The sequence below is a fragment of the Kitasatospora sp. NPDC004272 genome (assembly GCF_053603035.1).
In genome coordinates this window covers 1-24,881 of record NZ_JBSGET010000037.1, presented here as the reverse complement: position 1 = coordinate 24,881, position 24,881 = coordinate 1, and the positions used below count along the sequence as shown (strand labels likewise).

The following is a 24,881-nucleotide window of genomic DNA, read 5'->3' as shown; positions in this document are numbered from 1 at the left end:
TACGCAAAGCGGTACGTCAGTACCGGTCAGCGTAGCGCAGGGGGACCGGCAGGGGCAGTCCCCGAGCACCGGGCCCGGCGGCGCCGAGCGGCGGACGGGGCGGCGGAGGGGAGCGGTGGCGAGAACGGTGCTCGGGGCGTGGACGGGCGGGAGCCGGGGCGGGCCCGACTGTCATACTGGCCGGGTGATCGACCGCGCAGTCGCCCCCCGGCCCACCGGACGGGGTGCCGCACGCCGCAGTGCGCTCTTCGAGGAACTGGTGGCGCTGTTCGTGGCCGAGGGCTTCGCCCGGTTCACCCTGGACGACCTCGCCGCCCGGCTGCACTGCTCCAAGCGGACCCTGTACGGCCTGGCCGGCTCCAAGGAGCAGCTGGTCCGCGCGGCCGTGGTGCACTTCTTCCGGGAGGCCACCGCCCGGGTCGGCGCCGCGCTGGCCGCCGAGACCGACCCGGCCGCCCGGCTGGCCGCCTACCTGCGCGCCGTCTCCGCCGAGCTCGCCCCCGGCTCGGCCCGGTTCTTCGACGACCTGGCCGCCTTCGAACCCGCCGCCGAGGTCTACGGCCGCAACACCCGGGCCGCCGCCCGCCAGGTCCAGCAGCTGATCGAGGACGGCGTCGCGGCGGGCGCCTTCCGCGAGACCCACGTGGCCTTCGCCGCGGACGTGATCAGCTCGGTGACGGTGCGCATCCAGCAGCGCCGGGTCGCCGAGGCCACCGGCCTGGCCGACGCCGAGGCGTACGGGCACCTGGCGGAACTACTGCTGCACGGCCTGCTGCGCTGAGCCGCACCGGCCCGTACGGTCAGCCCTCCGGCGCGGGCGCCGGTGCGGCGGGCTCGCACTGCGGGCAGCGGCCGTGCTCGCGGACCTTGCCGCACTCCTCGCAGACCAGGTTCAGGAAGCAGGCGGGCTCGCCGCCCTCGGGCTCGGTGGGTTCCATGCCCCCAGTCTGCCCCGCCCCCGCCGCGCCCCGGTAGCGGCCCGGGGCAGCGGCCCCGGAGCCGGCCCCGGCCGCGCTGTTCGCCGACGGGAAGGCGTAGCGGCGGACCCGCCACCGGATCCCCCTTTCGGATAGTCCGACCTGTATCTAGTCCGACCTATGTCCGCCGCACGGGTTCTCGTGCCCGGGCGGCGGTGCGTCGCCGCGCCGTCACCCCTGAGAACGCCCGATCCTGCCGGGAGTTGACGACGACGGGAGGTGGTTGAACGGTGAGCATCGGTCGGCGCGGTTGGTGGCGCATCGGCATCGCGGCCGCATTGTGCGTGGCCGGGACGGGGACCGCCGCGGTGGCGTCCGGCGTGACGCCGCTCGGCGGACGCGCGGCGGTCAGCGCGGACGAGCAGCGGGCCCCGAACAGCGAGGACGGCCTGCAGGTGGTGAACGTGTCGGTGGACCGCACCAAGGTGCGCGGCCTCACCGTGGTGCGGGCCCTGGTGGCCAACCTCGGCCCGAACGAGGTCAGCGACCACTTCCACGCCACGGTCAGGCTGCCCAAGCACGTCACGCTGGAGGGCAGGGCCTACCCCGACAGCTGCCAGTACGACGACGCGCGACGGGAGTTGACCTGCGACTTCCGCAAGGGCCTCAAGCTGCGCCACTCGGCGACGGTGCTCCTCCCGCTGCGGATCGCGGACGACGTGCGGCCCGGCCAGCGGCTCTCCGGCGGCGTGGTCTCCGTCCAGGACCCGGACCGGCCCACCCGGACCGTCCCCACCCGCGCTTTCACCATCGACGTCGAGCAGTAGTCCGGTGCCCGGTCACCGCCCCAGCGCCCCCTCCCTCCTCCCGCACCCCCCGTTTCGACGGCCGATCGGAGCTCCGTGTCCCTGCCCCGCCGCGTAGCGCTGTTGTCGCTGCTGCTCGTCGTCCCGCTGCTGCCCGCCGCACCGGCCTCCGCCGCGCCGCGGATCCAGCAGCGCAGCCTCACCCCGACCAGCGCCCTGCCGGACACGCCGGTCGCGGCGACGCTCTCGGTCGGCTCGCTCTCCACCTGCGTCACCGTCGACGAGGTCGGCGTCGCCGTCCGGGACGCCAACCAGCAGAACCTCGACTTCCCCGGCTCGGCCGGGCGGACCCGGATCTGCCCCGGCGGCTACACCCTGACCACCGCGACCCGCAGCTTCCCGGCCGGGACGTACAGCGAGTTCGGCTTCTACCGGATCGGCTCGACGTACTACAACCTGCCCAGCCAGACCCTGACCGTCGCCGCGCCCACCGTCCGCCAGCTCGCCCTGGTGCCGACCAAGGCCGTCGCCGACACCCAGGTCACCGGCACGCTCGCGGTGAACTCCACCGCCTGCCTGGACGTCGACGAGGTCGGCATCGGCGTCCGGGACGCCGACCAGCAGGTGCTGGACTTCCCCGGCACCGCCTCCAACGTGCGGATCTGCCCGCAGGGGTACGTCCTGACCACGGCCCCCCGGAGCTTCGCCGAGGGCAGCTACACCGAGTTCGGCTGGTACCGGATCGGCAGCGAGTACCACAACCTGCCGAGCAAGACCCTGACCGTCACCAAGTCGGTCACCCCGCCGACCCCGCCGGTCCCGGCCGGACGGCTGGTGTTCAACGAGAACTTCACCAACCCGCCGCTGCTCGGCACCACCTGGAACGCCACCAGCACCAGCGCGTACCGGTACGGCAACCACAACCCGGACGACGACAAGCTCGACTGGCTGCAGTCCAGCGCGCTGAGCACGGGCGACGGCGCCAACACCTTCACCGCCACCCCCGGCGCCAACCGGCTGGAGAACGGCAAGCAGTCCTGGGACACCGGACTGCTCACCACCGAGAACACCCAGCAGGGCTTCCAGGTCCGGCCCGGCGACTACGCGGAGGTCCGGCTGCAACTGCCCAGCGGCAACGGCGCCTGGCCCGCGCTGTGGACCTGGAAGGACGGCGGCAACGAGATCGACTCCTTCGAGTACCACCCGGACAACCCGAACCTGCTGGAGCTCTCCAACCGGATCAACAGCGCCGGCACGTACTACACCGACGCCGACGAGATCTACCCCGGCGCCTGGGTCACCATCGGCGTCCACTACGGGGCGACCAACAACGACTGGTACGTCAACCACAAGCTGGTCTTCTCCGACCGCACCGGCACCGGCCCGAACTGGAGCGCCTACCTGATCCTCAACCTGTCGATCTGCGCGGGCGACTGGCACCCCGCCCCGTCCAACGACAACGCGATCAGCACCGCCGCGGACTACCTGCGGGTCTGGCGGCCCCAGGTCTGAGCGACCGACGCTCCGAACGACCGACGGTCCGAGCGGGGCGGTACACCGGAGGACTCCTCCGGGTACCGCCCCGCTCGCGTGTCCTGCGACAACCTGGGTTGTCATGGCGGAGGGTGGGGGGAGAGGTCAGGGTGACAATCTAAGTTGTCGTGAGGGTGGGAGTGCTCTCCTCGCGGGGCCAGCGCTTGCGGGCGGCCTGGCGGGTGACGCCCAGGAGCTGGCCCACCTCGGCGAAGGAGGCGCCCGCGGCGAGCGCCGCGCGGGCCAGCCGGTCGACGCGCTCGGCGGCGGCCCGCCGCTCGGCCTCGGCGGCGGCCAGCTCCCGCAGCGGGCCCGCCGGGGCGGCGGGGGAGTCGGGGGCGGCAGGGGCGGCAGCGGGGGTGTCCGGGGAGTCGGGGCCGGGCGGGGTCAGCAGCGGGCGCAGGCAGGGGCCGAGCAGGGCGGTGAGCTGCTCGGCGGGGGCCTGCTCGACCTCGGGGACGCGCAGCAGGTAGCGGGAGACCAGCAGGCCCAGCGCGACGGTGCCGACCAGGGTGGCGCGCAGCTGCGCGTCCTCGCCGGTGAGGGCGTCGGCGACCGGGCTGTTGCCGGGGTCGGCGACCGCGCAGCGGACCGCCTCGGCGGCCTGCGGGTGGGTCAGCATCGAGCGCAGCACCGGCAGACTGCGGTCCGGGCGGCCGTCGAGGTCGGCCAGCACGTGCCCGAGCAGGCGCTCGCCGAGCTGCTCGGGGGGCCCGGAGAGCGCGCCGCCGAAGGAGAGGGTCAGCTCGGAGACCGCGTCGAACAGGCCCTCCTTGGAGCCGAAGTACTTCATCACCAGTGCCGGGTCGACCCCGGCCCGGTGCGCCACGGTGCGCACGGTGGTCTGCTCGTAGCCGAGTTCGGAGAACAGCTCGCGGGCCGCCGCCAGGATCGCCTGCCGGGTGCGGGTGCCCCGGCCGCCGGGCCGCTCGGGTGTGGTCACGTCGTCTCCTGTCCTGTTCCGGCTCCGGTCGTCGCGCGGGCCGCGGTGGCGACCGTGTTTCAACGCTTGTTGACCAATTCTCCGGCCGTCCCTACCATCGAAAAGTCTACAAGCGTCGACCGCGGCCTGGCCCTCGGCGCTCCCCCCGTCCTGCCCTCCGGGAGACCGCCGTGACCATCCGAGGCCCATACTCCTCCGTAGTCGAACGAACCCCGCCGCCCGGACCCGCCGGGGCGGGCGGGCGCGCGCTGGCGGTCATCGTCGCCTGCCAGCTGATGGTCGCCGTCGACGGCAACATCGTGAACATCGCGCTGCCCCGGATCCAGGCCGGCCTGGGCTTCTCCCCGGGCGGCCTGGCCTGGGTCTTCAGCGCCTACTCGCTGGCCTTCGGCGGCCTGCTGCTGCTCGGCGGCCGGGCCGGCGACCTGCTCGGCCGCCGCCGGACGCTGGCCGCGGGGCTGCTGGTCGCGGTGGCCGCCTCGCTGCTCGGCGGCCTGGCCCCGAACGCCGGGGTGCTGATCGCCGCCCGCGCCCTGCAGGGCGTCGGCTTCGCGTTCGCCGCACCCGCCGCGCTCTCGCTGATCGCCGTGACCTTCCCCGAGGGCCCCGAACGCCACCGCGCGCTGGGCGTGTTCTCCACCGTCGCCGGGCTCGGCATCACCCTGGGACTCGTCCTCGGCGGACTGCTCGCCACGCTCTCCTGGCGGCTGGTGTTCCTCGTCAACGTGCCGATCGGCCTGGCCGCCGTCCTGCTGGCGCGCCGCCACCTCCCGGAGACCGAGCGGCACCCCGGCCGCCCCGACCTGCTGGGCGCGCTCGCCTCCACCGCGGGCATCACCGCCGTCGTCCACGCCCTGATCCACGCCTCCTCGGCCGGCTGGACCGCGCCCGCCACCGTCGTCCCGCTGCTGCTCGGCGCCCTCCTGCTGGCCGGCTTCGTCCTGGTCCAGGCCCGGGCCGCCCGCCCGCTGATCCCGCTCCGGCTGTTCGCCCGGCGCGACCGCTCCGCCGCCTACGCGATCTTCCTGCTGCTGTTCGCCGCGATGGGCGGCAGCTACTTCCTGCTGTCGCTGTACGTCCAGGACGGCCTGGGCCTGGGCCCGCCAGCCGCCGGGGCGGCCTTCCTGCCGCTGGCGCTCGCCCAGTTCGCCGCCGCCCGCAGCGCGCCCCGGCTGATCCCGGCGTTCGGGGCGAAGCCGCTGATCGTCACCGGCGCCGCGCTGCTCCTCGCCGACAGCCTGTGGCTGGCCTCCACCGGCCCCGCCGACGGCTACTGGAGCGGCCTGTTCGGACCGCTGCTGCTGCTCGGCGCGGGCCTGGGCCTCGGCTTCGTCCCGCTCAACACCACCGTCCTGGCCGGGCTCGCCCCCCGGGACACCGGCGCAGCCTCCGGCCTGCTCCAGGCCGTCCAGCAGGTCGGCCTCTCGCTGGGCGTCGCCGTCCTGGTCACCCGCTACGGCCGCGCCGTGCACGGCACCGCGCACCCCGCCCGGGCCGACCTCGCCCACGGCCTGGCCACCGCCGTGACGGCCGCCGCCGCGTTCAGCGCCCTCGCCGTGCTGCTCGGCCTGTTCGCCGTCACCCGCCCCGAGGGCGCCCGGACCGGCCCGGGCGGCGCCTGACCGCACGGTCCGCGCGCGGGGCCGAACGGAGTTTCCTGCCACGGGACTTGATCGCTCCCCGGTATCGTCGCAGGCGTCGGCCGCAGCGGGCGGCCCCGGGGAACGGACACGGACCGAGCCATGAGCACCACGGGTACGACGGGGACCACGGGCACGCCGGGCGGCGCACTCGACCGGCTGCTGGAACTCGCCCGCGGCCCGATGGGCCCCGGCGTCGACCTCGACTTCGGCACCGCCGACGGCCCGTTCGCCGAACTCGCCGCGCTGCTCGGCCGGATGAACGGCTTCTTCGCCTTCAACGGCGGCATCCAGGTCTACCGGGTCGGCGACGAGGGGCTGGGCCCCGAACTGCTGGAGTGGAACGGCGAGGACGCCTGGAAGTCCAGCTACCAGGGCCTCGCCGACCAGGTGTTCTGCTTCGGGCAGGACCTCTTCGGCGTCCAGTTCGGCATCCTCGACGGCACCCGGGTGGTCCGCTTCGACCCGGAGACCGCCGCCGTCACCGACCTCGGCGGCAGCCTGGAGGACTGGGCCGGCTGGCTGCTCGCCGACCCCGACGTCCGCGGCGCGCACTCCTTCGCCCACGCCTACATGCAGGCCAACGGCCCGCTCCCGGTCGACCAGCGGCTGCTCCCGCGCCGGTTCTTCGCCCTCGGCGGCGAGTACGCCCACGACAACCTGGTCCCGGAGGACGCCGCCGCCGCGATGCGCGTCCGCGGCCCGTTCGCCCACGCCGCCCGCGACCTGCCCGACGGCTCCCGGATCAGCGTCGACGTCCGGCCCGCGCCCACCGAACGCCGAGCAAACGGGGTCTGACGCCCCGTCGAGCCGACGCCGGGTCCGCCCGGCCCCGTCGCCGATCATCGTTACCGAGTCTTTACCCCCGGCCCGCGACCCCCCGGTCGCCCGCGACGTGTCTTCAGGACGTCGACGAAACACCTTTCCATCCGGGGGACCACATGACCGAGGAACTCGGCTTCGACGAGTTCGCGGCCGGCCGGGCACGCCGCCTGTTCCACCTGGCGTACCTGATGTGCGGGGACTGGCACCAGGCCCAGGACCTGGTGCAGACCGCGCTGTCCAAGCTCTACCCGGTCTGGGGGAGGCTGCAGCGCGACGGCGCGGCGGGCCTGGACGCGTACGCCCGCAAGGTGCTGCTGCGCTGCTACCTCTCGCACCGGCGGCTGCGCCGCTCCACCGAGCTCGCGGTCGACGAGTTCCCCGAGGAGCCGTCGATCGGCGCGCAGGAGGGCAGCTCGGCCGCCCTGCGGGTCACCCTGATCGCCGCGCTGCGCCAACTGCCGCCCCGCAACCGGGCGGCCGTGGTGCTGCGCTACCTGGAGGACTACAGCCTGGAGGAGACCGCGGAGGCGATGGGCCTCACCGTCAGCGCGGTCAAGAGCCTCAACTCCAGATCGATGAACCGCCTGCGCACCATCCTCGGCCCCGACCGGGCCCTGCTGCTCCAGGACTGACCCGCCGCCCACTACGCTCCGAACCCCCGCGCCCGCCCGCCCGATCAGCGCGACACCCACCTGCCCGTACGGAAGGCATCGGAACCTTGGACCCGGACCCGGACCTGGACCTGGAGCTCTCCACCCTCATGGAGACGAGCGTCGAGGACCTGTGCGTGCCCGTCGCGGTGATCGTCGCCGAGAGCGGCCGGCGCGGCCGCCGCCGCCGACTGGCCCGGCGGCGGCGGATCGCCGGGACGGCGCTGGCCGTCGCCGCCGTCACCCTCGTCGGGGCCGACCTCGGCCTCCCGCTGATCGAGGCCGCCCCGCGCCCCGCCGTCGCCCCGGCCGCCCCGCCGACCGCCCCCGCGTCCGGCGGGCCGTCCGACGGCGCCACCGGCAGCGTCGGGGCCGACACCGGGGGGCCGCTGAAACTGCCCGAGCTCGCCCCGCTCGGCCGACCCGCTCCCACCGGGAAGCTCGCCGAGGAGGACCTCAAGGACTTCAGCGAGAGCAGCGCGATGAACAACCTGGAGGAGATGAGCCCGGGCTCGGTCGCGGGGATCCGGCACAGCTGGCCGTCCTTCGCCGGGGCGCTCTTCCTCTACCGGGACGCCGACCACCGGGAGGGCGCCCTGGAGCTGACGCTCCACCGGGCCGACCGGCCCTTCCCGGGGGCCGCCGCCCCGCTCTCCGCGCTGCAGAGCCAGTTCCAGTGCGACCGGACCACCCCCGTCAGCGGCAACCGCCAGCGCATCTGCACCTACGGCTACCTGCCCGACGGCAGTTGGGAGATGGTCGAGGCGGACGACATCCCGGCCTACGGCATCTACGGCTACCGCGTCGCGGTGTGGCGCCCCAGCGGCCTGGTCGTCAGGTTCACCGAGTACTGCGGGACGGTCGACAACCGGGGGGTGATCGTCGGGAACGGGCAGCTGCAGCCGCCCATCGCCCTCGACACCTGGCGCGCCCTCGCCGAGAGCCCGAGCTGGGAGTACTACCGGCCGGTCGAGGCCGACCACTCGTAGGCCCGGCGGACTTCCCCGGACCACCGGTCGGCCCCCGCCCGAACGCGTAGGGTGGGCCGGGTGAGCGAGCACACGCACAACGTGGTCGGTGGCGGGGCCCGGGTGGACCACCTGGTGCAGGCCCACCGCATCGACGCCGTCCACGTCCACCAGGCGCCGGTGCTGGTCCACCGCCCCTCCTTCGAACTCCCGCCGGAGAAGGCGCACTTCGTCGACCGCGCCGAGGAGCAGCGCCGGATCACCGCCACCGCCGAGGCCGCCCCGGACGGCGACGGCACCCGCCCCCGGATCCTCACCGTCACCGGCCTGGGCGGCGTCGGCAAGACCGCCCTGTGCGTCCGGGCCGGCCACCGGCTCGCCGCGCGCTACCCGGACGGCGCCCACTACCTCGACCTGGACGAGTACCGGCGCGACGGCCTGACCGACCTCGCCGCCGTCCTGATCGACCTGCTGGGCTCGCTCGGCGTCGAACCCGAGTGGCTGCGCCGCGACTTCCGCGGCCTGGTCCGCCAGTTCTGGGACCGCACCCGGGACAAGCGCCTGCTGCTGGTGATCGACAACGCCCGCAGCGCCGCCGAGGCCGAACCGCTGCTGCCCGCCTCCGCCCGCAGCCTGGTCCTGGTCACCAGCCACGGCCCGCTGTACGACCTCGGCCCCGCCACCGGGGAGTTGGCGCTCGCCCCGCTCAGCACCGAGCAGACCGCCGAACTGCTCGGCCTGTTCTTCGACGGCCGGCACCCGGCCGCCGCCGACCCGGCCGCCGTCCGGGCACTCGCCGCCGCCTGCGGCGGGCTGCCGAAGGCCGCCGAGGTGGCCGGCGAACTCGCCCGCAAGTACCCGCACCGGGGCCTGGCCGCCCTCACCGAACGCCTCACCGCCGACCTGCACGAGCGGGGGAACACGCCCGTGGAAGCCGTCTGGGACGCCGCCTACGCCGACCTCGGCCCGGACGCCGCCCGGTTGTACCGGCTGCTGCCCGAGTGCCCCGGCCCGTTCGTGATCCTGCCGACCGCCGCCGCCCTGCTCGGCCGGGAGATGTTCGACACCGAGGACGCCCTCGCCGAACTCCTCACCGCCGGACTGCTCGACTACCGCTCCGGCGGCTACCGCCAGCACCCCCTGGTCCGCGCCCACGCCCGCCGCACCGGCCGCACCGCCGACCCGGCCGGCACCGAACGCGACGCCGCCCGGGCCCGGCTGCTGCACTGGCTGCGCCGCCAGACCGCCCGCGCCGACCTGCTGGCCGCCGGCCCCCGCGCCACCGTCCAGGACGAACTGCCGCCGCTGCCCGGCGTCCCCGACGCCGACCTCGGGACCGGCCGGACCGACGCGCTGCGCTGGATGGAGGCCAACCGGCACGCCCTGTACGGCGCGGTCGGCCTCGCCCACGACAGCGGCCGCGACGAGGACGCCGTCGCGCTCGCCGAATCGCTGTGGACGCACTTCCTCGACCACCCCCGGCACGCCGGGGGCGCCGACGGCCCCGACGGCCCGGTCGAGGGTCACCGCTCGGACGCGGTGGACGCCTTCCGCACCGCCGTCGCCGCCGACCGCACCGGCCACCTGCCGTCCCGGGTCCGCACCCGCAGCATGCTGGCCCGCCCGCTGTGGGAGCAGGGCTGCTTCGAGGAGGCCGCCGCCGCGCTGGACCGGGCCGCCGCGCTGGCCGACCTGCTCGACGACTCCCACCCGCACCGCAGGCTGGCCGGCTCCGCGATCGACTTCCGCGGCCAACTCGCCCTGGCCCGCGGCGAGTCCGCCCTCCGGCAGGGCGACCGGGCGGCCGCGCTCGCCGACTTCGCCGCCGCCCGCACCGACTTCACCACCGCCCGCGGCATCCAGCTCGGCATCGGCAACGCGTACGGCGCCGCCCTGCAGACCTACCAGCTCGCCAAGACCGCGGCCGCCGCCGACGACCAGCCCGCCGCCGCCGCGCTCTTCGCCGAGGCCCGCACCGAGTTCGCGGCCCTGCCGGGCCGGGCCCGGCTGGTCGCCCGCACCGCCTTCGGCCTGGCCCGGGCGCTGCGGCGGCTCGGCCGCCACCAGGAGGCCGAGCCCCTGCTCGCCGAAGCCCTGGCCGACGCGGTGGCCCGCGGCTCCAGCCACGACGAGGCCCGGATCAGCACCGAGTACGCCGAACTCGCCGACCGCACCGGCCGCCCCGAAGCCGCCGCCCGGTACCGGGCCCGCGCCGCGGCCCTGCGCGCCGAGCACGGCGGCGAGCCGGACGGCGCCGACCCGACCGGGGGTGACCCGACCGGGGCGTGACCCGACCGGGGCGTGACCCCCGGGGCCCGTCGTCAGAACTCGGCGTCCAGCTCCTCCGGCCCGGCCGCCGTCAGCTCCAGTCGGGCCGTCGACCGGCCCACCGCGCAGGTGAGTTCCACCGGGAGCTCACCGGCCGGGTGCGGCCGGGAGACCAGCCAGGCGTACGCGGCGGAGGCCGCCGCGGCCGGGTCGACCCGGCCGACCCGGCCGTCCGCGCGGTGCGGCGGGACGCGCAGGGCGAACGCGCCGAGCCGGCGGTGCACCAGCAGGCAGCGCCCGGGGGAGAGCAGGGCGGCAGCGGCCCGGCAGGACGGCAGTTCGTCCAGGACGTGCGCGGCCCAGCCGGCCGCCGACCAGCGGCCGGTGCCCGGCCGCCGCCACAGCAGTTCGGCGCCGCGCTGCTCGGTCAGGCCCGCCGACCCGTGCTGGGCGGCCCGGTGGTGCACCGGCAGGTCGGTGGCCACCGGGAAGCGCTCCACCCGGACCCGCCGCCCGTCCACCCCGGCGCGCACCGCCAGCGCCCGGTCCGGCGGCCGGGACACCACCGGGTCCGGCAGCAGCGCGGGCGCCAGCGGCGTGCCCGGGGGCGGCAGGCCGATCAGCCGGTACAGCTCGGCGCGCAGCAGCGGCAGCGCCTCGCCCGGGCGGGCGAAGGCGTCGGCGGCGACCCGGGACGGGTCGGGCGGGGCGGCCGCGCGCAGCAGGCCGGGCAGGTCGGCGGCCCCGGTGAAGCGCGGCGCGGCGGCCAGCAGCCGGGCCATCGGGGTGCCGGGCAGCAGTTCCCGGCCGCCGTCGTAGCCGTCCAGGACGACGGTGCGGCCGAGCGCCGCCGCGTACAGCGCGGTCGAGCCGTGGTCGGTGAGCACCGCGTCGGCGGCGACCAGGACGGACGCCCACTCCTGGTGCGCGGCGGGCAGCAGCAGGCCGGCCCGCAGCGCCGGGCCGAGCTGTTCGGCGAGGTCGAAGGGGGTGCGGGCGCTGACCTCGTTGGGGTGCACCACCAGGGCGACCCGGTACTCGTCCACCGGCAGGTGCAGGGCCAGCTCCAGCGGCAGGCCGTGCCGGCGCACCAGCAGGCTCTCCGGACCCCAGGTGGTCAGCACCGCCAGCAGCGTCCGCCCGCCGACGCCGAGCCGGGCCCGGTAGGTGTCGCGGCGGCCGGTCGACTCCCGCATCCGGTCCAGCGTCGGGTCGCCGACCACGACCGCGCGGGCGGCGGCGGGCGGGCAGAACTCGGTGAGCCGGGCGAGCTGCTCGTGGTGCCCGAGGCCGTGCAGGTCGGCCCAGGGCTCGCCCGCGGCGAGCAGGAACGCCGGGTCGAGGCCGGACGGCAGCCGGGGCGAACCCTCGTCCGCCAGCGCCTTGTTGAACCCGGCGCCGTGCGGCAGCAGTGCCCGGGCCCGGCCGGAGAGGCTGGTCAGTTCGCCCTTGGGGCTGGTGGAGAGGATCAGGTCGAAGTGCCGGCCGCGGGCCTCGTCGAAGTCCACCACCCGGGCGCCGGAGCGGTCCAGCGCGGCCAGCGCGTCCGTCCCGAACCGGGAACCGGGCACCAGGGTGAACCAGCGGTCGATCCGCGGGTCGCCCTCGAACACCGGCAGCACGTCCAGCAGCCGGTTCAGCGCCACCGCGGAGCGGAACGCCAGCAGCACCGAGGACCGCTGGTGGCGGGCGGCGTCAGGCATGGGTCGATGCTATCGGCGCCCCGGGCGGCCCGCCCGTCCGGGGCCCGGCGCCGGGCCGGGCCGAACGCGCGTCAGGGCCGGTGCGGGCCGGACGGGAGCCGGGGCCGGTGCGGCCCGAACGCGCGTCAGGGCCCGCCCGGCGGACGGCCGTCGGGCGGGCCCTGATCGGGTGTCAGCGGTCAGCGGTCAGCGGTCAGCGGTCAGCCGTCGGCCGTCAGCAGCCAGCCGTCAGCCGTCAGCCGGAGGTGAGCTGGACGGCGGCCTCCGTGCCGGAGGCGATCGCGCCGGAGATCCACGCGTGGTAGCGCGGCTGGCAGTGGTCGCCCGCGAAGAACAGCCGCCCGTCGACCGGGGCGGGGACGTGCGGGCCGAGGCTGAGCAGCTGGCCGGGGGTCTCGATCACGGCCTCGCCGAGCGCCCAGCGGTTGCGCAGCCAGGACTGCGACACGTGCCGGTCGGTGGCGTAGCGGCGGATCCGCTCGCCGAACAGGCCCGCCAGGTGGTCCAGCGCCTCGGTGTGCCGGTCGGCGGGGGTCAGCGCGTCGAAGCGCAGCGCGTCCTCGGCCCAGTTGTAGGCGGCCAGCACGATGCCGCCGGGCGCGCCGTCGTCGCTCGGGTGCGAGGGGAAGTAGACGAACCGGCTGGCCTCGTCCGAGACGCAGCCGCCGCCGACCGCCGCCACCGCGTCCCCGTGCGGGGCGGGCCGGTAGTCGGCGCCCAGCTTCGCCCGCCAGGCGTCCTCGTCCCACTCCCACCAGCGCTCGGTGAACTCGACCAGCACCTTGTGCGCGGTGTCGTGCTTGAGCTCGGCGATCGCCCGGCGCTTGCCGTACGGCAGGATCGGGTCGAAGTCGACGTGCCGCAGCGCCGCGTACGGCACCGCCAGCACCACCGCGTCCGCCCGGTACTCGCAGCGGTCGCCGCCGACCGCGCCCTCGCACGCCTCGTCCTCCGGGCCGGTCTCCGGCTCGGCGACCACCGTCACCCCGCCGTCGACCAGGCGCACCTGCGTGACCACCTTGCCGCGCTCGATCGGCAGGCCCTTGGCGAGCGCCTCGGTCAGCGCGTCGGTGCCCGCGCTGAACTCGAAGTAGGTGACCGCCGGGTTGATGTCCGAGGCGTCGAACACCGAGTGCAGGAAACCGTACGACAGCCGGCTGGTCAGGTTCTCCAGCGTGCCCACCGCCTGCACCTGGGCGTCGCTCCAGCCCTCGCTCTCCTGCAGGTAGCGCAGCAGCGAGTAGCCGTCCAGGTCGTACAGCAGCTGCGCCATGCCGGTCACCCGCTGCTCGATCGGCTTGTCGCTCCAGGAGCCGTCACCGTTCTTCACCATGGTGTACGCGCGGGCGGTGTCCAGGGCGCGGTCGAAGGCGGCGCCGGTGGTCTGGTCGCTGTCCCAGCCGAAGCTCTTGTTCACCGGCCGCGGATCGGCCGCGTACGCCGCCTTGCTGACGGTCTGCCCGTTCACGTGCACCAGCCGGCCGCCGAGCCCCTTGGGCGCGGTGTACGCGGGCGCGGTGCCGGTCGCGAACTCCTCGCCGGTCCACGACTTGTAGACCACCCGGGCGTCCCCGGAGAGCAGGTCCGGCTCGGGCGGGACGTCCACCAGGTGGAAGGGGCGGCGCGGCACCTTCAGGTGGTCGGCCAGCGCGAGGGTCAGCACGTGGCTGGACGGGATCCGCATCGCGCCCGCCTCCGCGTGCAGCCGCGGATCCTGCCACAGGTCGCCGCGGAAGGTCTTCACCCGGCCGCCGACCCGGCTCCGGTTCGCCTCCAGCACCCGCACCTTGTGCCCGGCCGCCAGCAGCAGCCGTGCGCACACCATGCCCGCCACGCCCGCACCCACCACCAGCACCTCGCGCGAGGCGGTGGGACGCAGCCGCTGACGGCCGGTCAGCAGCTTCAGGTAGTCGAGCGTCAGGTCGCGGTGGTCCGCGTCGGTCAGCAGGATGCGGCGCGCCATGGTCAGCGCCGCCTCCTGGCGGGCCGGGTCGGGCGGCGGGGCGGCCGCACCGGCGGCCCGGGAGAGGCCGGCCCCGGGGCCGGCCAGGGCGGCGGCGGTCATCGCACCGCCGGAGGCGAGGAACAATCCACGTCGAGAGATCACCCGCCACACCCTGGCAGCGCCCACCCGCCCGACACGCCACCTCCGCCCACGAACGACCCGTGCTCACCCGCACGGGGGCGCTCGAAGCACACCCCGGCGCGCGCCCCACCCGCTCACCCCTCCCGGAGCGGCGTCCATCCGGGGTCGTCGGCCTGAGCCGGCATCGCGTCTACCGGCCGAACGAGCCGGGAAGCGGGGGGTACGGGCTGCGCGGGGGCCGGGTCAGGACGCCGATCAGGGCGGTGGCCAGACCGCCGAGGAGGGCGTAGCAGGTGGCCCACCAGCAGGAGGCGGCCCAGGACAGCCGGGAGCCGTCGGGGAGGAACGCGCTCAGGAAGGTCGTGACGCAGACCAGGGCGGCCACCGCCAGCATGCCCACCGTGGTCCCGGGGCCCCGGCCGGAGGCGGGCGGGCGCCGCCACAGCAGGACCGTCGCCGCGAGCGCCGCCGCCGACAGCGGCCAGAGCACCGGCAGCGGCCAGGGCAGCCGGTGCTGGCCGAGGAGCGCCGCCGCCGCGGACAGCCAGCTGAACGGCAGGGCGGCGCGCAGCGCCAGCAGCCACGGCAGGTGCGGCGGGTCGAACGGGCGGACGGCGGTGCGCAGGCGGCGCGCGCCCAGACCGGTGAGCAGCGCCGCCAGCCCCGCCACGAAGGACGCCAGCGCGCCCGCGAGCAGGTGGCTCACGCCGTCCGCCCGGTCCGCCTCGGGCCACGGCGGCAGGGAGCCCTCGCTCCACCGGCCGTCCGTGCTCCGCACCAGCAGGCCGTTCAGCGGGTAGCGCACGACCACCGTGTGCCCGCCGCCCGGGGCGGCCACGACCACCAGCTCGCCCGGCGTCGGCGGTTCCGCGGACGGCGCTCCCGGCGCCCCCGCCGTCGAAGCCCCCGCTCCCGGCGCCCCCGCCGTCGAGGCACCCGCCGTCGAGGTCGGGGGAGCGGCGGTGCCCGGCCACGGCGGGCCGGGCGTCGGGACGCGCACGGCTGTCGACGGGAAGTAGTCCTCCTGCCAACTCGCCCCGCCGTCCCGGCTGATCTCCACCGGCAGCCCGTACCCGAGCAGCCGGAAGCAGACCTGCGGCTGCTCGGGAAGGCACTGCCCGTCCGCCGCGGCGGGGGCGTCGGCGGGCGGTTCGGTGGACTTGTCGCCGCCCGGGTCGGAACGCCAGCTCAGGCCGCCGTCGTCGCTGGTCCAGCGCCGGCCGTCGTACGCCACCGGCTTGCCGTCCTCGCTCCACAGCCGCGGCCGCGGCCGGTCCGCCGCCGAGGTCGCCACCATCGACGCCACCGCCAGCGGCACCGTCAGCAGGGCCAGCGCCCGCCGCGACGGCCGCCGGAGCCGGGAACGCACAGGACGCACGGCACGGTCGGCACGGTCGGGGTGCTCGGGCCGCCGGTGCGCGCTGCGCCGCCACAGCCACCAGGCCACCGCCAGCGCGGGCAGCGCCAGCAGGTCGGTCCGGTCGGCGACCGTGCGGCTCGGCACGCCGGTCAGCGCCGACCAGCCGCGGGAGGCCAGTTCGGCCCCGGCGGCGGAGGACTTGGCCCACCCGAAGCCCAGCGCCGTCAGGGCCACCCCGAGCCGGGCCGCCGGCTCCCCGCGCAGCCGCGGGACGGCCGAGGCCAGCAGGGCCAGGACGGGCGGGACGGCCAGCATCCACGCCACGTCACTGGCCTTGCCGGTCACCGCCCCCGGCCAACTCCGCTTGCCCACCCGGTCGTTGAACGCCAGTACCAGCACCGCCAGCAACGTCCCCGGGTGCCCCGCCCAGCGCAGCACCCGCCCCCCGTCGTTTCGCATGGGCACGAGTCTCCCGACGCCGCGTCACGTCCCGGCCACGGCAGCGTCTCGGCTCGCCCCGTGCCGGAGCCCGGGCCCGGGGCGCGGGCCGGCCCCCGGGCCCGGGGCGCGTCACCCGGCGGTGACCTCCGTCAGGTCGGCGAGCAGCTCGGAGGCGGTGACCGGGTCCAGGTCGCCGTAGCGCAGCGGGTACTCGTGGCTGCTCCAGTGGTCACCGGGCGAGGAGTCCAGCCAGACCGTCTCGAAGGTCTGGTCGGGGAACTCGTCCACCATGCCCACCGCGATGCCCTCGTCGAGCGCGATGACCAGGTGGCAGCCCTCACCGAGCCGCTTGGAGAACCACCGCTCCACCCCGGCGTCCTGCGGCGCGCCGCGCTCCCAGCCGCGCTTGGTCAGCCCGAGCAGCCGGCCCACCGGCACGGTGCGGCCCTCGAAGCGGTGCAGCCGGTTCGCGGCGGCCTCCTCCGGGGTGAACCGGTGGACGGGACGGCCGAGTTGCGGGAACGGCTGGAGCACCTCGTAGTCGGCGAACAGCTCCGACCAGGCCGCCACCGCCCGCTCGCCCAGCAGCAGCGGGTGGACCAGCCGGACGGTCGCGTCGGCGGGCAGCGCGAACGGCCCGTCGTGGACGTCGGCGAAGGTGCGGTCCTCGGCGATCCGGAACGCGGTGCCGTCGTCGCCCCCGGTCGGAGCCGCCGTCCAGACCAGCCGGCGGGCCAGGTGCCACACCAGCGGGTGCTCGACGAACAGCGCGGTGAACTCCTCGGCGCTCCAGGTGCGCCCCGCGACCATCGCGCCCTCCAGGCGGCGGATCTGGTCGGCCGCCAGGGTGCGGGCGTCCTTCTTCAGGGCGGCGAACCGCTTGCGTTCGGCGGGCGCGAGCTCCGGATCGTCCTTGACGCCCGGGGCGGGCAGGTCCTTGCGGCGCTTGCCGTCGGCGTCCTTCACGTACGGGCGCAGCTGCTCGTCGAAGCCGACGGTGAACGTCCGGCTGCCGTAGTCGATGACGGTGCTGCCGTCCGGGTTCAGGCCGAGGTCGGGCACCAGGCGGTCGCCGAGCTGCTCGGCGGTCAGGCCCAGGCCCTCCGCCACCTCGGCGATCTTCTCCTGCGCGCGGGCCTTCAACGCCTTGAACTTCACCCGCTGCGCGATGCCGTGCAGGTGCAGCAGCGCGGCGTCGGTGCCGATCGCGGCCAGCACGTCCAGCCCCTCCACCGCCCGCTGGTGAGCGCCCTGCCCCGGCCACTCGCGCACCACCGGCGTCAGCAGGCGCACCGTCGCGTCATCACCCAGCACCCCCAGCGCGTGCAGCGCCCAGCTCTCCTTGGCGGGCATCCCGGCCTGCCGCCACTGCTCGAACAGCGCCCAGCCGAACGCGGCCAGCCCGTCGGCCCGGCACGCCTGCGCCACCACCGCCAGCCCGGGGTACGGCTCGCCGGGCCGCGACAGCGCCAGCATCGTCAGCACGTGCCCCGCAGCCGCCGCGGGCAGCGCCGTTTCCGGCCCCTCCGCCGGTGCGCGCAGCGGCAGTTGCGGCAGCACGGCCGGCTGCGCCCAGGAGGGCAGCACCGGCATCCGGGCCGGCAGCGCGATCTCCAGCGGGTCGACGGCCAGCACCTCGGCGACCGCCTCCGCCGCCGGGTCGCCGTAGCGGGCGGTGACGGCGGCCAGCAGCTCCGCCCCGCCGACGGTCGCGGCGACCAGCCGCAGCGCGTGCTCGGCGGCCTCCCGCTCCCGCCCGGCCCCGCCGACCGCGTCCGGGACGAGCAGCAGCGCGCCCGCCGTCCCGTGCCGGGCGAACCACGAACGGGCCGTGGAACGCACCGACTTGAGTCGTACCAGGCCGTCCGCCAGCTGTCGGGCCGCCCGCACGTCGAGGAACGGCAGCAGCAGCGACGCGAAGTTCGCGGGCTGGGAACGGGCGACGTGCAGCGCCACCGGCAGCGCCGCCGCACCGTACTCGGCGACCACCGCCGGCAGGCACTCCGTGCCGCCCCACAGGTCCGCGGGGCGCCAGTCGGCGACGAACGGGGCGAGCACCTCCGTCGGGCCCTGCAGCAGCAGCCGGACCGGGTACCAGAGGTTGTGGGACTCGCCCAGCACCTCCTTCGCGGTGGCCGCCCAGTCGGTGTCCCTCGGGTACCGCCACGGGGTGCTGAAGTCGGCCCGGGCCCAGCTCTCCCGCTCACCGTCCCGCCAGAGCAGCCGCACCTCCTCGTCCGGCCGCAGGCCCTCGACCACCAGCGGCTCGCGGCGGGTGCGCGGCCGGGTCCACGGCGGCGAGACCAGCAGCGGCGGCAGCGCCTGCGGACCGGCCTCGGGCGCCTGCGGGCGGGCGCCGTCCAGCTCCGCGACCAGCGCCGCCGTCGCGGCGTCGAGCAGCGGCAGGATCCGTGGCAGCAGCTCCCGGTGCAGCAGGACGTGGGCGTTGAGCATCCGCCGGGCGGCCGCACCGTCCCGCCCGCCCCGCGCCACGACCTCGGCCAGCAGCCGCACGGCCCGCACCGGGTAGCGCCGGACGGCCTCCTGGAGGGCCGGGAGGACGTGCTTGTCGTCCAGCTCGGTCAGCAGCAGCCGCAGGGCGTCGTCGGTCGGGAAGTGCGCCAGCGCGGCGGACAGCTCCCTGACGCCGTCCGCGTTGCGCGCCAGGCCGGCGCCCTCGCCCACCAGGGGGGCGGCGGCCGCGCCGAGGCCGTCGGCGAGGGTCGCGACCAGGGGCAGCGTCCAGCTGCCCCAAGGGACTTCGGGGGCGGAACCGAGCCGCTCCAACTGCGCCGGATCGTCCAGCGCGTACAGCAGTTGCAGGTGCGACTGCAGCCGGTCCTCGCCGTAGCCGGGCAGGTCGGCGAGGCACTCGTCCAGCCAGCCGGGCACGCCCGGGGCCAGGAAGGAGGCGAGCACCCGGCGCCGGGGCGTGTCCCGGCACGCGGAGAGGGCGGTGAGCGCGGCCAGGTACTCCGGCTCCGGTGCGGCGGCGAGCAGGGCGCGCAGCCGCTGCTCGGCCGGGAGGGTCCGGACCCCGTAGTGGTGCGGGGTCGCGGTCCGTCGGCGCAGCGCGATGTCCGACACGCGGTTCCCGGACTGGAAGTAGTGGGTCTCCACGGCGTGCCGCTCCTGCACCGCCCGTACCGCGAAGGCCAGCCCGTGCCGGGCCGTCCAGGCGTCGGCGAACAGCGCCTGCTCCGGCGCCCCGGCCTGCCAGGGGGCCGGCAGCATGCTCGACAGCGCCGCCGCGCCCAGCACGTCCGGCTCGCCGCCCAGGTAGGCGCGGGCGGCCCGGACCAGCTCCGGGTCGGACGCCGGGGCGTCCAGCACCCGCTCCACCCAGTCGGCGCGGTCGGCGATCCGCAGCCGCTCCCGTTCCAGCGCCTCCGGGCCGGGCCAGGTCACCTCCGGCACCCGGATCCCGCGCCGCGGCAACGCCGCCTTCCGCCAGGAGTCCGGCAGCACGAAGGTGTCCTCGTCCGGCAGTTCCCCCGCCCCGGCGCCCCCGGCAGGGGGCGCCACCTCCCCGGCCCGCCGTACTTCCGCGTACCCCTTGCGCTCCTTCTCCGCGACCTGCTTGGCGAAGTGCGCCGCCGCGGCCTCGGCGGAGGCCAGTTCCTTGAGCTGCTCCCGCCCCCCGGTGCCGATCCGCCCGTAGCGCACCCGCACCGCGGAGCCCTCGACGGCCGCCTCCCAGAACTTCGCAGAACCGTCCCCGACGAGCTCCCAGCGCCGCACAGCCCACTCCTCCGCGCCCTGACCATCCGATGATCGACAGCCGGAACCCTAGCGACGCCCCCCGACACCACCCCCCGCCCACCGGAACGAGGAAGCGGCAAGCACGCGGACGGCCCGCGCGCCCTCGGCCAGTGCGGCCGGAAACGCAGAAAGACCCCTGATCAACAGGGGTCTCAGCTGGTGTCCGAGGGGGGACTTGAACCCCCACGCCCGATAAAGGGCACTAGCACCTCAAGCTAGCGCGTCTGCCATTCCGCCACCCGGACCGGGTGTCGTCTGCGTGGGGTGTTCCCCGCGCTGACATGGACAACAGTAGCAAAGATCGACTGCCGGACCCAAAACCGGGGGCGCGGGGCCGGCCGGGGCTTCGAAAGCGGGTGGTGGGGGCGGCGGTAAGGAGTGTCGGGGGACACGCCCTTGGGAGTGGGCGGGTGCTGGGGGGAGGATGGCGGGACGGTGCCCGCGGCCCCCGGCTGGGGTCGGGGCGGCGCGGGCCGCAGCCGCGCCGGCGCGGGCCGACACGAGGTGGGAGCGATGAGCGTGGGCAGCGAGCGCGTGGTGACGGCGGAGTCGGAGGTCGCGGACATCTGCCGGGACCTGATCCGGATCGACACCAGCAACTACGGCGACGGATCCGGTCCGGGGGAGCGGAAGGCGGCCGAGTACGTGGCCGAGCAGCTCGCCGAGTTCGGGCTGGAGCCGCAGATCTTCGAGTCGGCCAAGGGCCGGGCGTCCACGGTGGTGCGGATCGAGGGCGAGGACCGGTCGCGGCCGGGCCTGCTGATCCACGGGCACACCGACGTGGTCCCGGCCAACGCCGACGACTGGCGGGTGCACCCGTTCTCCGGGGAGATCACCGACGGCTGCGTGTGGGGTCGCGGCGCCGTCGACATGAAGGACATGGACGCGATGACCCTCGCGGTGGTCCGCGACCGGCTGCGCACCGGCCGCAAGCCCCCGCGTGACCTGGTGCTGGCGTTCCTGGCGGACGAGGAGGCCGGCGGCACCTACGGCGCCCGGTTCCTGGTGGACCGGCACCCCGAGCTGTTCGAGGGCGTCACCGAGGCGATCGGCGAGGTCGGCGGCTTCTCCTTCACGGTCAACGACCAGGCCCGGCTGTACCTGGTGGAGACGGCGGAGAAGGGCATGCACTGGATGCGCCTGACCGTCGAGGGCCGGGCCGGGCACGGCTCGATGGAGAACAACGACAACGCGATCACCGAGCTGTGCGAGGCGGTGGCCCGGCTCGGCCGGCACGAGTTCCCGCTGCGGATCACCAAGACCGTCCGGGCCTTCCTGGACGAGCTCTCGGACGCGCTGGGCGTCCCGCTCGACCCGGAGGACATGGACGAGACGCTGCGGATCCTCGGCGGCATCGCCAAGATGATCGGCACCACCCTGCGCAACACCGCCCAGCCGACCATGCTCGGCGCCGGCTACAAGGTGAACGTGATCCCCGGCCAGGCCACCGCGCACGTGGACGGCCGCTTCCTGCCCGGCTACGAGGAGGAGTTCCTGGCCGAGCTGGACAGCGTCCTCGGGCCGCGCGTCAAGCGCGAGAGCCTGCACCACGACAAGGCGATCGAGACCAGCTTCGACGGCCCCCTGGTCGAGGCCATGCAGACCGCGCTGCGCGCCGAGGACCCGATCGCCCGGGCCGTCCCCTACTGCCTGTCCGGCGGCACCGACGCCAAGTCCTTCCAGGACCTCGGCATCCGCTGCTTCGGCTTCGCGCCGCTCCAGCTCCCGCCGGAGCTGGACTTCGCCGGGATGTTCCACGGCGTGGACGAGCGGGTGCCGGTGGACGGCCTGAAGTTCGGCGTGCGGGTGCTGGACCGGTTCATCGACCTGGCCTGACCGGGCGGCGCCCGCCGGGGCGGGACACGGGGTGCGGGGCGGCGGCAGCGGAGGCGGCCGGGGCGGCGGAAGTCGGATTAGTCCGTCCAGCATCAGAGCTTTCGAGCATCCGAAATGGCGATCACCTGTTCGCTTGATCACTTCAACGGGTGAATGCGGTTCCGGCCCCGTGTCCCGGCCCCGGCGGCTTCGTTCTTCCGTGTGCAGCCCGGGGGAACGGGCTGGAAACGACCAGGAGGAACAGTTCAGATGAAGGCCAAGAAGATCGCTGCCGTTGTCGCCGCCACCAGTGGCCTGGTGCTCGCGGGTGCCGGTGTCGCCTCGGCGCACGGCGGTGCCGGTGCGGACGGTTCGGCGGTCGCCTCCCCGGGCGTGCTCTCCGGCAACCTGATCCAGATCCCGGTGCACGTCCCGATCAACGTCTGCGGCAACACCATCAGCGTGATCGGCCTGCTCAACCCCGCGTTCGGCAACGCCTGCCAGAACGTCTGAGCCGGTCCCGTCACTGACCGACGGGCCGCTCGACCCCGAGTTCCCGCCCCCGCGCGACCCCTGTGTCGCGCGGGGGCGGACGCGTGTCCGGAGGGGCGCGCGCGTCGGCGCCGACCCGTTCGCGGCCCGGTCGGGTGAACGGCGCGGTTCCCGGGTGAAGCCGCAGCTCACCCGATCGGATGAACTGACTGCAGATGGCTCAACCTTCACCGTTAAGGGTCGTTGAAGTAGTGCTGCCGCCGTCGCGGCGGGCAATTCCGACTATCGGATCGACGTCCGGCCCCGGATTCCGGAGAAACGGAAATCCGGCGCCGTTCGATCGGGTCCGGACCATCGAGCGAGAAACCAAGGGGAGTCAATGCGACAGGTCGCCAGGAAAGGCCTCCTCACGGCCATGGCCACCGGCAGCGTGCTGGCCTCGACCGCGGGCTATGCCCACGCCGCCGCCGACGCGCACGGTGCGGCGGTCAACTCGCCAGGCGTGGGTTCCGGGAACGCGGTGCAGGTTCCGGTGGAGCTCCCCGTGAACGCCTGCGGCAACACGATCAACCTGATCGGCCTGCTCAACCCGGCGTACGGCAACGACTGTTCCAACGTCAGCGCGGGCGGCCACACCGGCGGCAGCCACGCCGGCGGCAGCCACGCCGGTGGCGGTCAGGCCGGCGGGCAGACCGGTGGCGGCCACGCGGGGGCGGGGTCCGGCGCGAGCGGCACGGCGGCCGGTTCGCCCGGCGTCGCCTCGGGCAACAACGTGCAGGTGCCGGTCACCGCGCCGGTCGACGCCTGCGGCAACTCGGTCAGCGTGGTCGGCCTCGGCAACCCGGCGTTCGGCAACGACTGCGCGAACGCCGGCACCCCGCACCAGCACCAGCACCCGACCACCCCGCCCACCACCACCCCGCCGAGCACCCAGCCCCCCGGTCACGACTGCCCGCCCGAGCAGACCGGCGGCGAGCACGGCACCCCGCCCACCGACCGCAACGGCGGCCCCAACGGCGACCAGCCCTCCACCCCGACCACCCCCGGCACCCCCGGCACCACGACCACGGTGAACACCCCGGCCACCCCGGCCACCGTGACCCAGGCCCGGGCCGCCGCCCCCGCCGTCGCGGACCGGGCGCAGCTGGCCTCCACCGGCGCGTCCGGCCTGGAGGTCATCGCCCCGGCCGGGATCGCGCTGCTGCTCGGCGGCGGCGTGCTCTACCGCCGCTCGCGGGCCCTCGCCCGCCGCTGACACCGGCGGCACCGGACGGCCGCCGCACCGGACGGCCGCCGCACCGCACGCCCGCGCCCGGGCGCCCCACCGCACGGAAGGCGGTGGGGCGCCCGGGCGCGGGCCCGGGTGGTTCCCGGAGGGCGATCGCTACCAGGTGGAACGGACCTGCCGGATGATCTTCCGCTTCAGCCGGACCGTGCGGCTGCCGTCGGGGAACAGCCGGAGCCGGTCCAGCTCCCAGTTCCCGTACTCGGCGTGCTCGGTGAGGAGCTGGCGCGCGGCGTTCCTGGTGGTGCCGCGCGGCAGGCGGAGCGACTGGTACTCGTACTCCGGAAGCCGGACCGTTTTGGTAGGGATCAAGGCGTCTCCTCCGCTGCTGTGCTGCCTGCAAGCCTACGGCGCGTCGCCGACAGGTGGCCGGTTCGGGTACGGCCCGTCCGCACGGACGGTCCGAGCCTCGTCCCGGCCCGAGCTGATCGTCAATCAGTTTTCCGCTACCGGAAGGGATACCCGCGCCGGACCGCGCCGATGCGCGCCCCCGACCCCGGTCCGGGGACCCGCGGCGGCGGCCCGGGCCGGAGCGCGGGCCGAAGCGGAACCCGTCCCCCCGGGGCCGGACGGGCGCGAACCCGAGCGGAGCGCGGTCGGGACGGGGTCGGGAAACGCCCCGCGGCGGTGGGCGCAGAAGCACCCGGAACGGACATCGGGGGTGAACTTGCCCGGTTTTAGCGGCTGTAGGTGACAACCGCTGTGCGTGTCGTCGCCGGGTGGGGATAGCGTCTGCACCATGTCTGATGCCGCGCAGCTGACCATCACCGAGGTACGGGCCGCCGCAGAGGCGGTCAAGGCCGCCATCGACCGCCACCTGCAGGCCGTCTCCAGCTCCACCGAACCCGGCGATCCGGTCGTCGTCCACGCGTACGAGGAGCTCGCGGCGGCAGCCATCGCCTACGACCAGATCCTCTACGAGGTCTACGACGAGGTCACCCCGTTCGAGATCCCCGGCGACGACGCCGGGTCCGGCTACCAGGGCCCCGAGCACCCCGAGGCGATCAGCGTGCTGATCCGCCGGGACTACCTGATCGCCGACCCGAAGCGGCTGCGCGCCCAGGCCGAACGGGTCGACGAGTCGCTCGCGCCCGGCGCGGGCGCCGAGGGCGAGGTGACGGCCGCGATCGGCGTGCTGTTCGGCGAGTACGAGCCGGACGAGATCGCCGCCCGCGCCGAGGAGTTCGGCCTGGAGGAGGGCGACTCCACGCTGTGGGTGTCGGCCGCCGACCCCTCCGACCCCGGCGAGTGGCTGCCCGAACCGTTCGACGGCGCCGACCCGGAGCTGCTGATCTGCCGCTTCGATGTCAGCGAGGTCTACGACGACGAGATCGACGAGCTCTGAGCCGCCCGGCCGCCGCCCGCCCCGGGCGGCGGCCCGCGCCCG

At 75.6% G+C, this 24,881-nt stretch carries 19 protein-coding genes and 1 tRNA gene; 12 read left to right on the top strand and 8 right to left on the bottom strand.

The genetic code is table 11. The annotated features are described in order from the left end of the window. Positions 1 to 184: 184 nt before the first annotated feature. Positions 185 to 781 (top strand): TetR/AcrR family transcriptional regulator, encoded by a 597-nt coding sequence (locus tag ACWEO5_RS14240; RefSeq protein WP_452162678.1) that lies wholly within the window; start codon positions 185 to 187, stop codon positions 779 to 781. A gap of 19 nt (positions 782 to 800) precedes the next feature. On the opposite strand, the gene ACWEO5_RS14235 is transcribed toward ACWEO5_RS14240, so the two are convergent. Continuing rightward, complete coding sequence (locus tag ACWEO5_RS14235; protein ID WP_452162677.1) at positions 801 to 938, bottom strand: hypothetical protein; 138 nt, start codon at positions 936 to 938, stop codon at positions 801 to 803. A 269-nt stretch (positions 939 to 1,207) separates the two neighbouring features. On the opposite strand from ACWEO5_RS14235, the gene ACWEO5_RS14230 reads away from it, so the two are divergent. Further along, complete coding sequence (locus tag ACWEO5_RS14230; RefSeq protein ID WP_452162676.1) at positions 1,208 to 1,744, top strand: hypothetical protein; 537 nt, start codon at positions 1,208 to 1,210, stop codon at positions 1,742 to 1,744. A gap of 75 nt (positions 1,745 to 1,819) precedes the next feature. Continuing rightward, complete coding sequence (locus tag ACWEO5_RS14225; RefSeq protein ID WP_452162675.1) at positions 1,820 to 3,235, top strand: glycoside hydrolase family 16 protein; 1,416 nt, start codon at positions 1,820 to 1,822, stop codon at positions 3,233 to 3,235. 139 nt (positions 3,236 to 3,374) lie between these two features. Here the strand turns inward: ACWEO5_RS14225 and ACWEO5_RS14220 are convergent, their stop codons facing one another. Next, positions 3,375 to 4,199: a TetR/AcrR family transcriptional regulator gene (locus tag ACWEO5_RS14220; protein ID WP_452162674.1), complete on the bottom strand. Its 825-nt coding sequence runs from the start codon at positions 4,197 to 4,199 to the stop codon at positions 3,375 to 3,377. A 170-nt stretch (positions 4,200 to 4,369) separates the two neighbouring features. Between ACWEO5_RS14220 and ACWEO5_RS14215 the strand changes: the two genes are divergently transcribed. The 5 genes from ACWEO5_RS14215 to ACWEO5_RS14195 all read left to right on the top strand — a co-directional run bounded on the left by ACWEO5_RS14215 (position 4,370) and on the right by ACWEO5_RS14195 (position 10,571). Continuing rightward, a complete protein-coding gene (locus ACWEO5_RS14215) occupies positions 4,370 to 5,821 on the top strand; it encodes an MFS transporter (protein WP_452162673.1) in 1,452 nt (483 codons plus the stop codon). A gap of 120 nt (positions 5,822 to 5,941) precedes the next feature. Beyond that, the gene (locus ACWEO5_RS14210; protein WP_452162672.1) at positions 5,942 to 6,637 is read left to right on the top strand and encodes an SMI1/KNR4 family protein; all 696 of its coding nucleotides are present in this window, start codon (positions 5,942 to 5,944) and stop codon (positions 6,635 to 6,637) included. A gap of 143 nt (positions 6,638 to 6,780) precedes the next feature. Continuing rightward, positions 6,781 to 7,296, top strand: coding sequence for a SigE family RNA polymerase sigma factor (locus ACWEO5_RS14205; RefSeq protein WP_452162671.1), 516 nt, complete (start codon positions 6,781 to 6,783; stop codon positions 7,294 to 7,296). An 86-nt stretch (positions 7,297 to 7,382) separates the two neighbouring features. Continuing rightward, on the top strand, positions 7,383 to 8,303 hold the full coding sequence (locus tag ACWEO5_RS14200; RefSeq protein WP_452162670.1) for a hypothetical protein: 921 nt from the start codon (positions 7,383 to 7,385) through the stop codon (positions 8,301 to 8,303). A 60-nt stretch (positions 8,304 to 8,363) separates the two neighbouring features. Continuing rightward, complete coding sequence (locus ACWEO5_RS14195) at positions 8,364 to 10,571, top strand: AAA family ATPase (protein ID WP_452162669.1); 2,208 nt, start codon at positions 8,364 to 8,366, stop codon at positions 10,569 to 10,571. 32 nt (positions 10,572 to 10,603) lie between these two features. Here the strand turns inward: ACWEO5_RS14195 and ACWEO5_RS14190 are convergent, their stop codons facing one another. The 5 genes from ACWEO5_RS14190 to ACWEO5_RS14170 all read right to left on the bottom strand — a co-directional run bounded on the left by ACWEO5_RS14190 (position 10,604) and on the right by ACWEO5_RS14170 (position 20,147). Next, on the bottom strand, positions 10,604 to 12,253 hold the full coding sequence (locus ACWEO5_RS14190; protein ID WP_452162668.1) for a translation initiation factor 2: 1,650 nt from the start codon (positions 12,251 to 12,253) through the stop codon (positions 10,604 to 10,606). Between the two features lie 235 nt (positions 12,254 to 12,488). Continuing rightward, on the bottom strand, positions 12,489 to 14,360 hold the full coding sequence (locus ACWEO5_RS14185) for a flavin monoamine oxidase family protein (RefSeq protein ID WP_452162667.1): 1,872 nt from the start codon (positions 14,358 to 14,360) through the stop codon (positions 12,489 to 12,491). Between the two features lie 169 nt (positions 14,361 to 14,529). After that, on the bottom strand, positions 14,530 to 16,158 hold the full coding sequence (locus ACWEO5_RS14180) for a hypothetical protein (RefSeq protein WP_452162666.1): 1,629 nt from the start codon (positions 16,156 to 16,158) through the stop codon (positions 14,530 to 14,532). A 111-nt stretch (positions 16,159 to 16,269) separates the two neighbouring features. Continuing rightward, on the bottom strand, positions 16,270 to 19,881 hold the full coding sequence (locus ACWEO5_RS14175; protein ID WP_452162665.1) for a DUF4132 domain-containing protein: 3,612 nt from the start codon (positions 19,879 to 19,881) through the stop codon (positions 16,270 to 16,272). 178 nt (positions 19,882 to 20,059) lie between these two features. After that, a tRNA-Leu gene (locus tag ACWEO5_RS14170) sits at positions 20,060 to 20,147 on the bottom strand. 268 nt (positions 20,148 to 20,415) lie between these two features. On the opposite strand from ACWEO5_RS14170, the gene ACWEO5_RS14165 reads away from it, so the two are divergent. The 3 genes from ACWEO5_RS14165 to ACWEO5_RS14155 all read left to right on the top strand — a co-directional run bounded on the left by ACWEO5_RS14165 (position 20,416) and on the right by ACWEO5_RS14155 (position 23,464). Continuing rightward, positions 20,416 to 21,738, top strand: coding sequence for a M20/M25/M40 family metallo-hydrolase (locus ACWEO5_RS14165; protein ID WP_452162664.1), 1,323 nt, complete (start codon positions 20,416 to 20,418; stop codon positions 21,736 to 21,738). Between the two features lie 249 nt (positions 21,739 to 21,987). Further along, entirely contained in the window at positions 21,988 to 22,230 is a 243-nt protein-coding gene (locus ACWEO5_RS14160) for a chaplin (RefSeq protein WP_344554920.1), read from the top strand. A 394-nt stretch (positions 22,231 to 22,624) separates the two neighbouring features. Further along, complete coding sequence (locus ACWEO5_RS14155; protein ID WP_452162663.1) at positions 22,625 to 23,464, top strand: chaplin; 840 nt, start codon at positions 22,625 to 22,627, stop codon at positions 23,462 to 23,464. Positions 23,465 to 23,593: 129 nt separating this feature from the next. Here ACWEO5_RS14155 and ACWEO5_RS14150 read toward each other — a convergent pair whose 3' ends face one another. Then, complete coding sequence (locus tag ACWEO5_RS14150; protein ID WP_033251932.1) at positions 23,594 to 23,803, bottom strand: DUF5703 family protein; 210 nt, start codon at positions 23,801 to 23,803, stop codon at positions 23,594 to 23,596. A gap of 430 nt (positions 23,804 to 24,233) precedes the next feature. Between ACWEO5_RS14150 and ACWEO5_RS14145 the strand changes: the two genes are divergently transcribed. Then, positions 24,234 to 24,839: a hypothetical protein gene (locus ACWEO5_RS14145; protein WP_344554924.1), complete on the top strand. Its 606-nt coding sequence runs from the start codon at positions 24,234 to 24,236 to the stop codon at positions 24,837 to 24,839. Positions 24,840 to 24,881 lie beyond the last annotated feature (42 nt).

Bases quoted from the DNA above. Each gene is read 5' to 3' on its own strand.
- ACWEO5_RS14235 (WP_452162677.1), bottom strand. From the start codon at position 938: ATGGAACCCACCGAGCCCGAGGGCGGCGAGCCCGCCTGCTTCCTGAAC.
- ACWEO5_RS14210 (WP_452162672.1), top strand. From the start codon at position 5,942: ATGAGCACCACGGGTACGACGGGGACCACGGGCACGCCGGGCGGCGCA.
- ACWEO5_RS14205 (WP_452162671.1), top strand. From the start codon at position 6,781: ATGACCGAGGAACTCGGCTTCGACGAGTTCGCGGCCGGCCGGGCACGC.
- ACWEO5_RS14190 (WP_452162668.1), bottom strand. From the start codon at position 12,253: ATGCCTGACGCCGCCCGCCACCAGCGGTCCTCGGTGCTGCTGGCGTTC.
- ACWEO5_RS14180 (WP_452162666.1), bottom strand. From the start codon at position 16,158: ATGCGAAACGACGGGGGGCGGGTGCTGCGCTGGGCGGGGCACCCGGGG.
- ACWEO5_RS14165 (WP_452162664.1), top strand. From the start codon at position 20,416: ATGAGCGTGGGCAGCGAGCGCGTGGTGACGGCGGAGTCGGAGGTCGCG.
- ACWEO5_RS14160 (WP_344554920.1), top strand. From the start codon at position 21,988: ATGAAGGCCAAGAAGATCGCTGCCGTTGTCGCCGCCACCAGTGGCCTG.
- ACWEO5_RS14155 (WP_452162663.1), top strand. From the start codon at position 22,625: ATGGCCACCGGCAGCGTGCTGGCCTCGACCGCGGGCTATGCCCACGCC.
- ACWEO5_RS14145 (WP_344554924.1), top strand. From the start codon at position 24,234: ATGTCTGATGCCGCGCAGCTGACCATCACCGAGGTACGGGCCGCCGCA.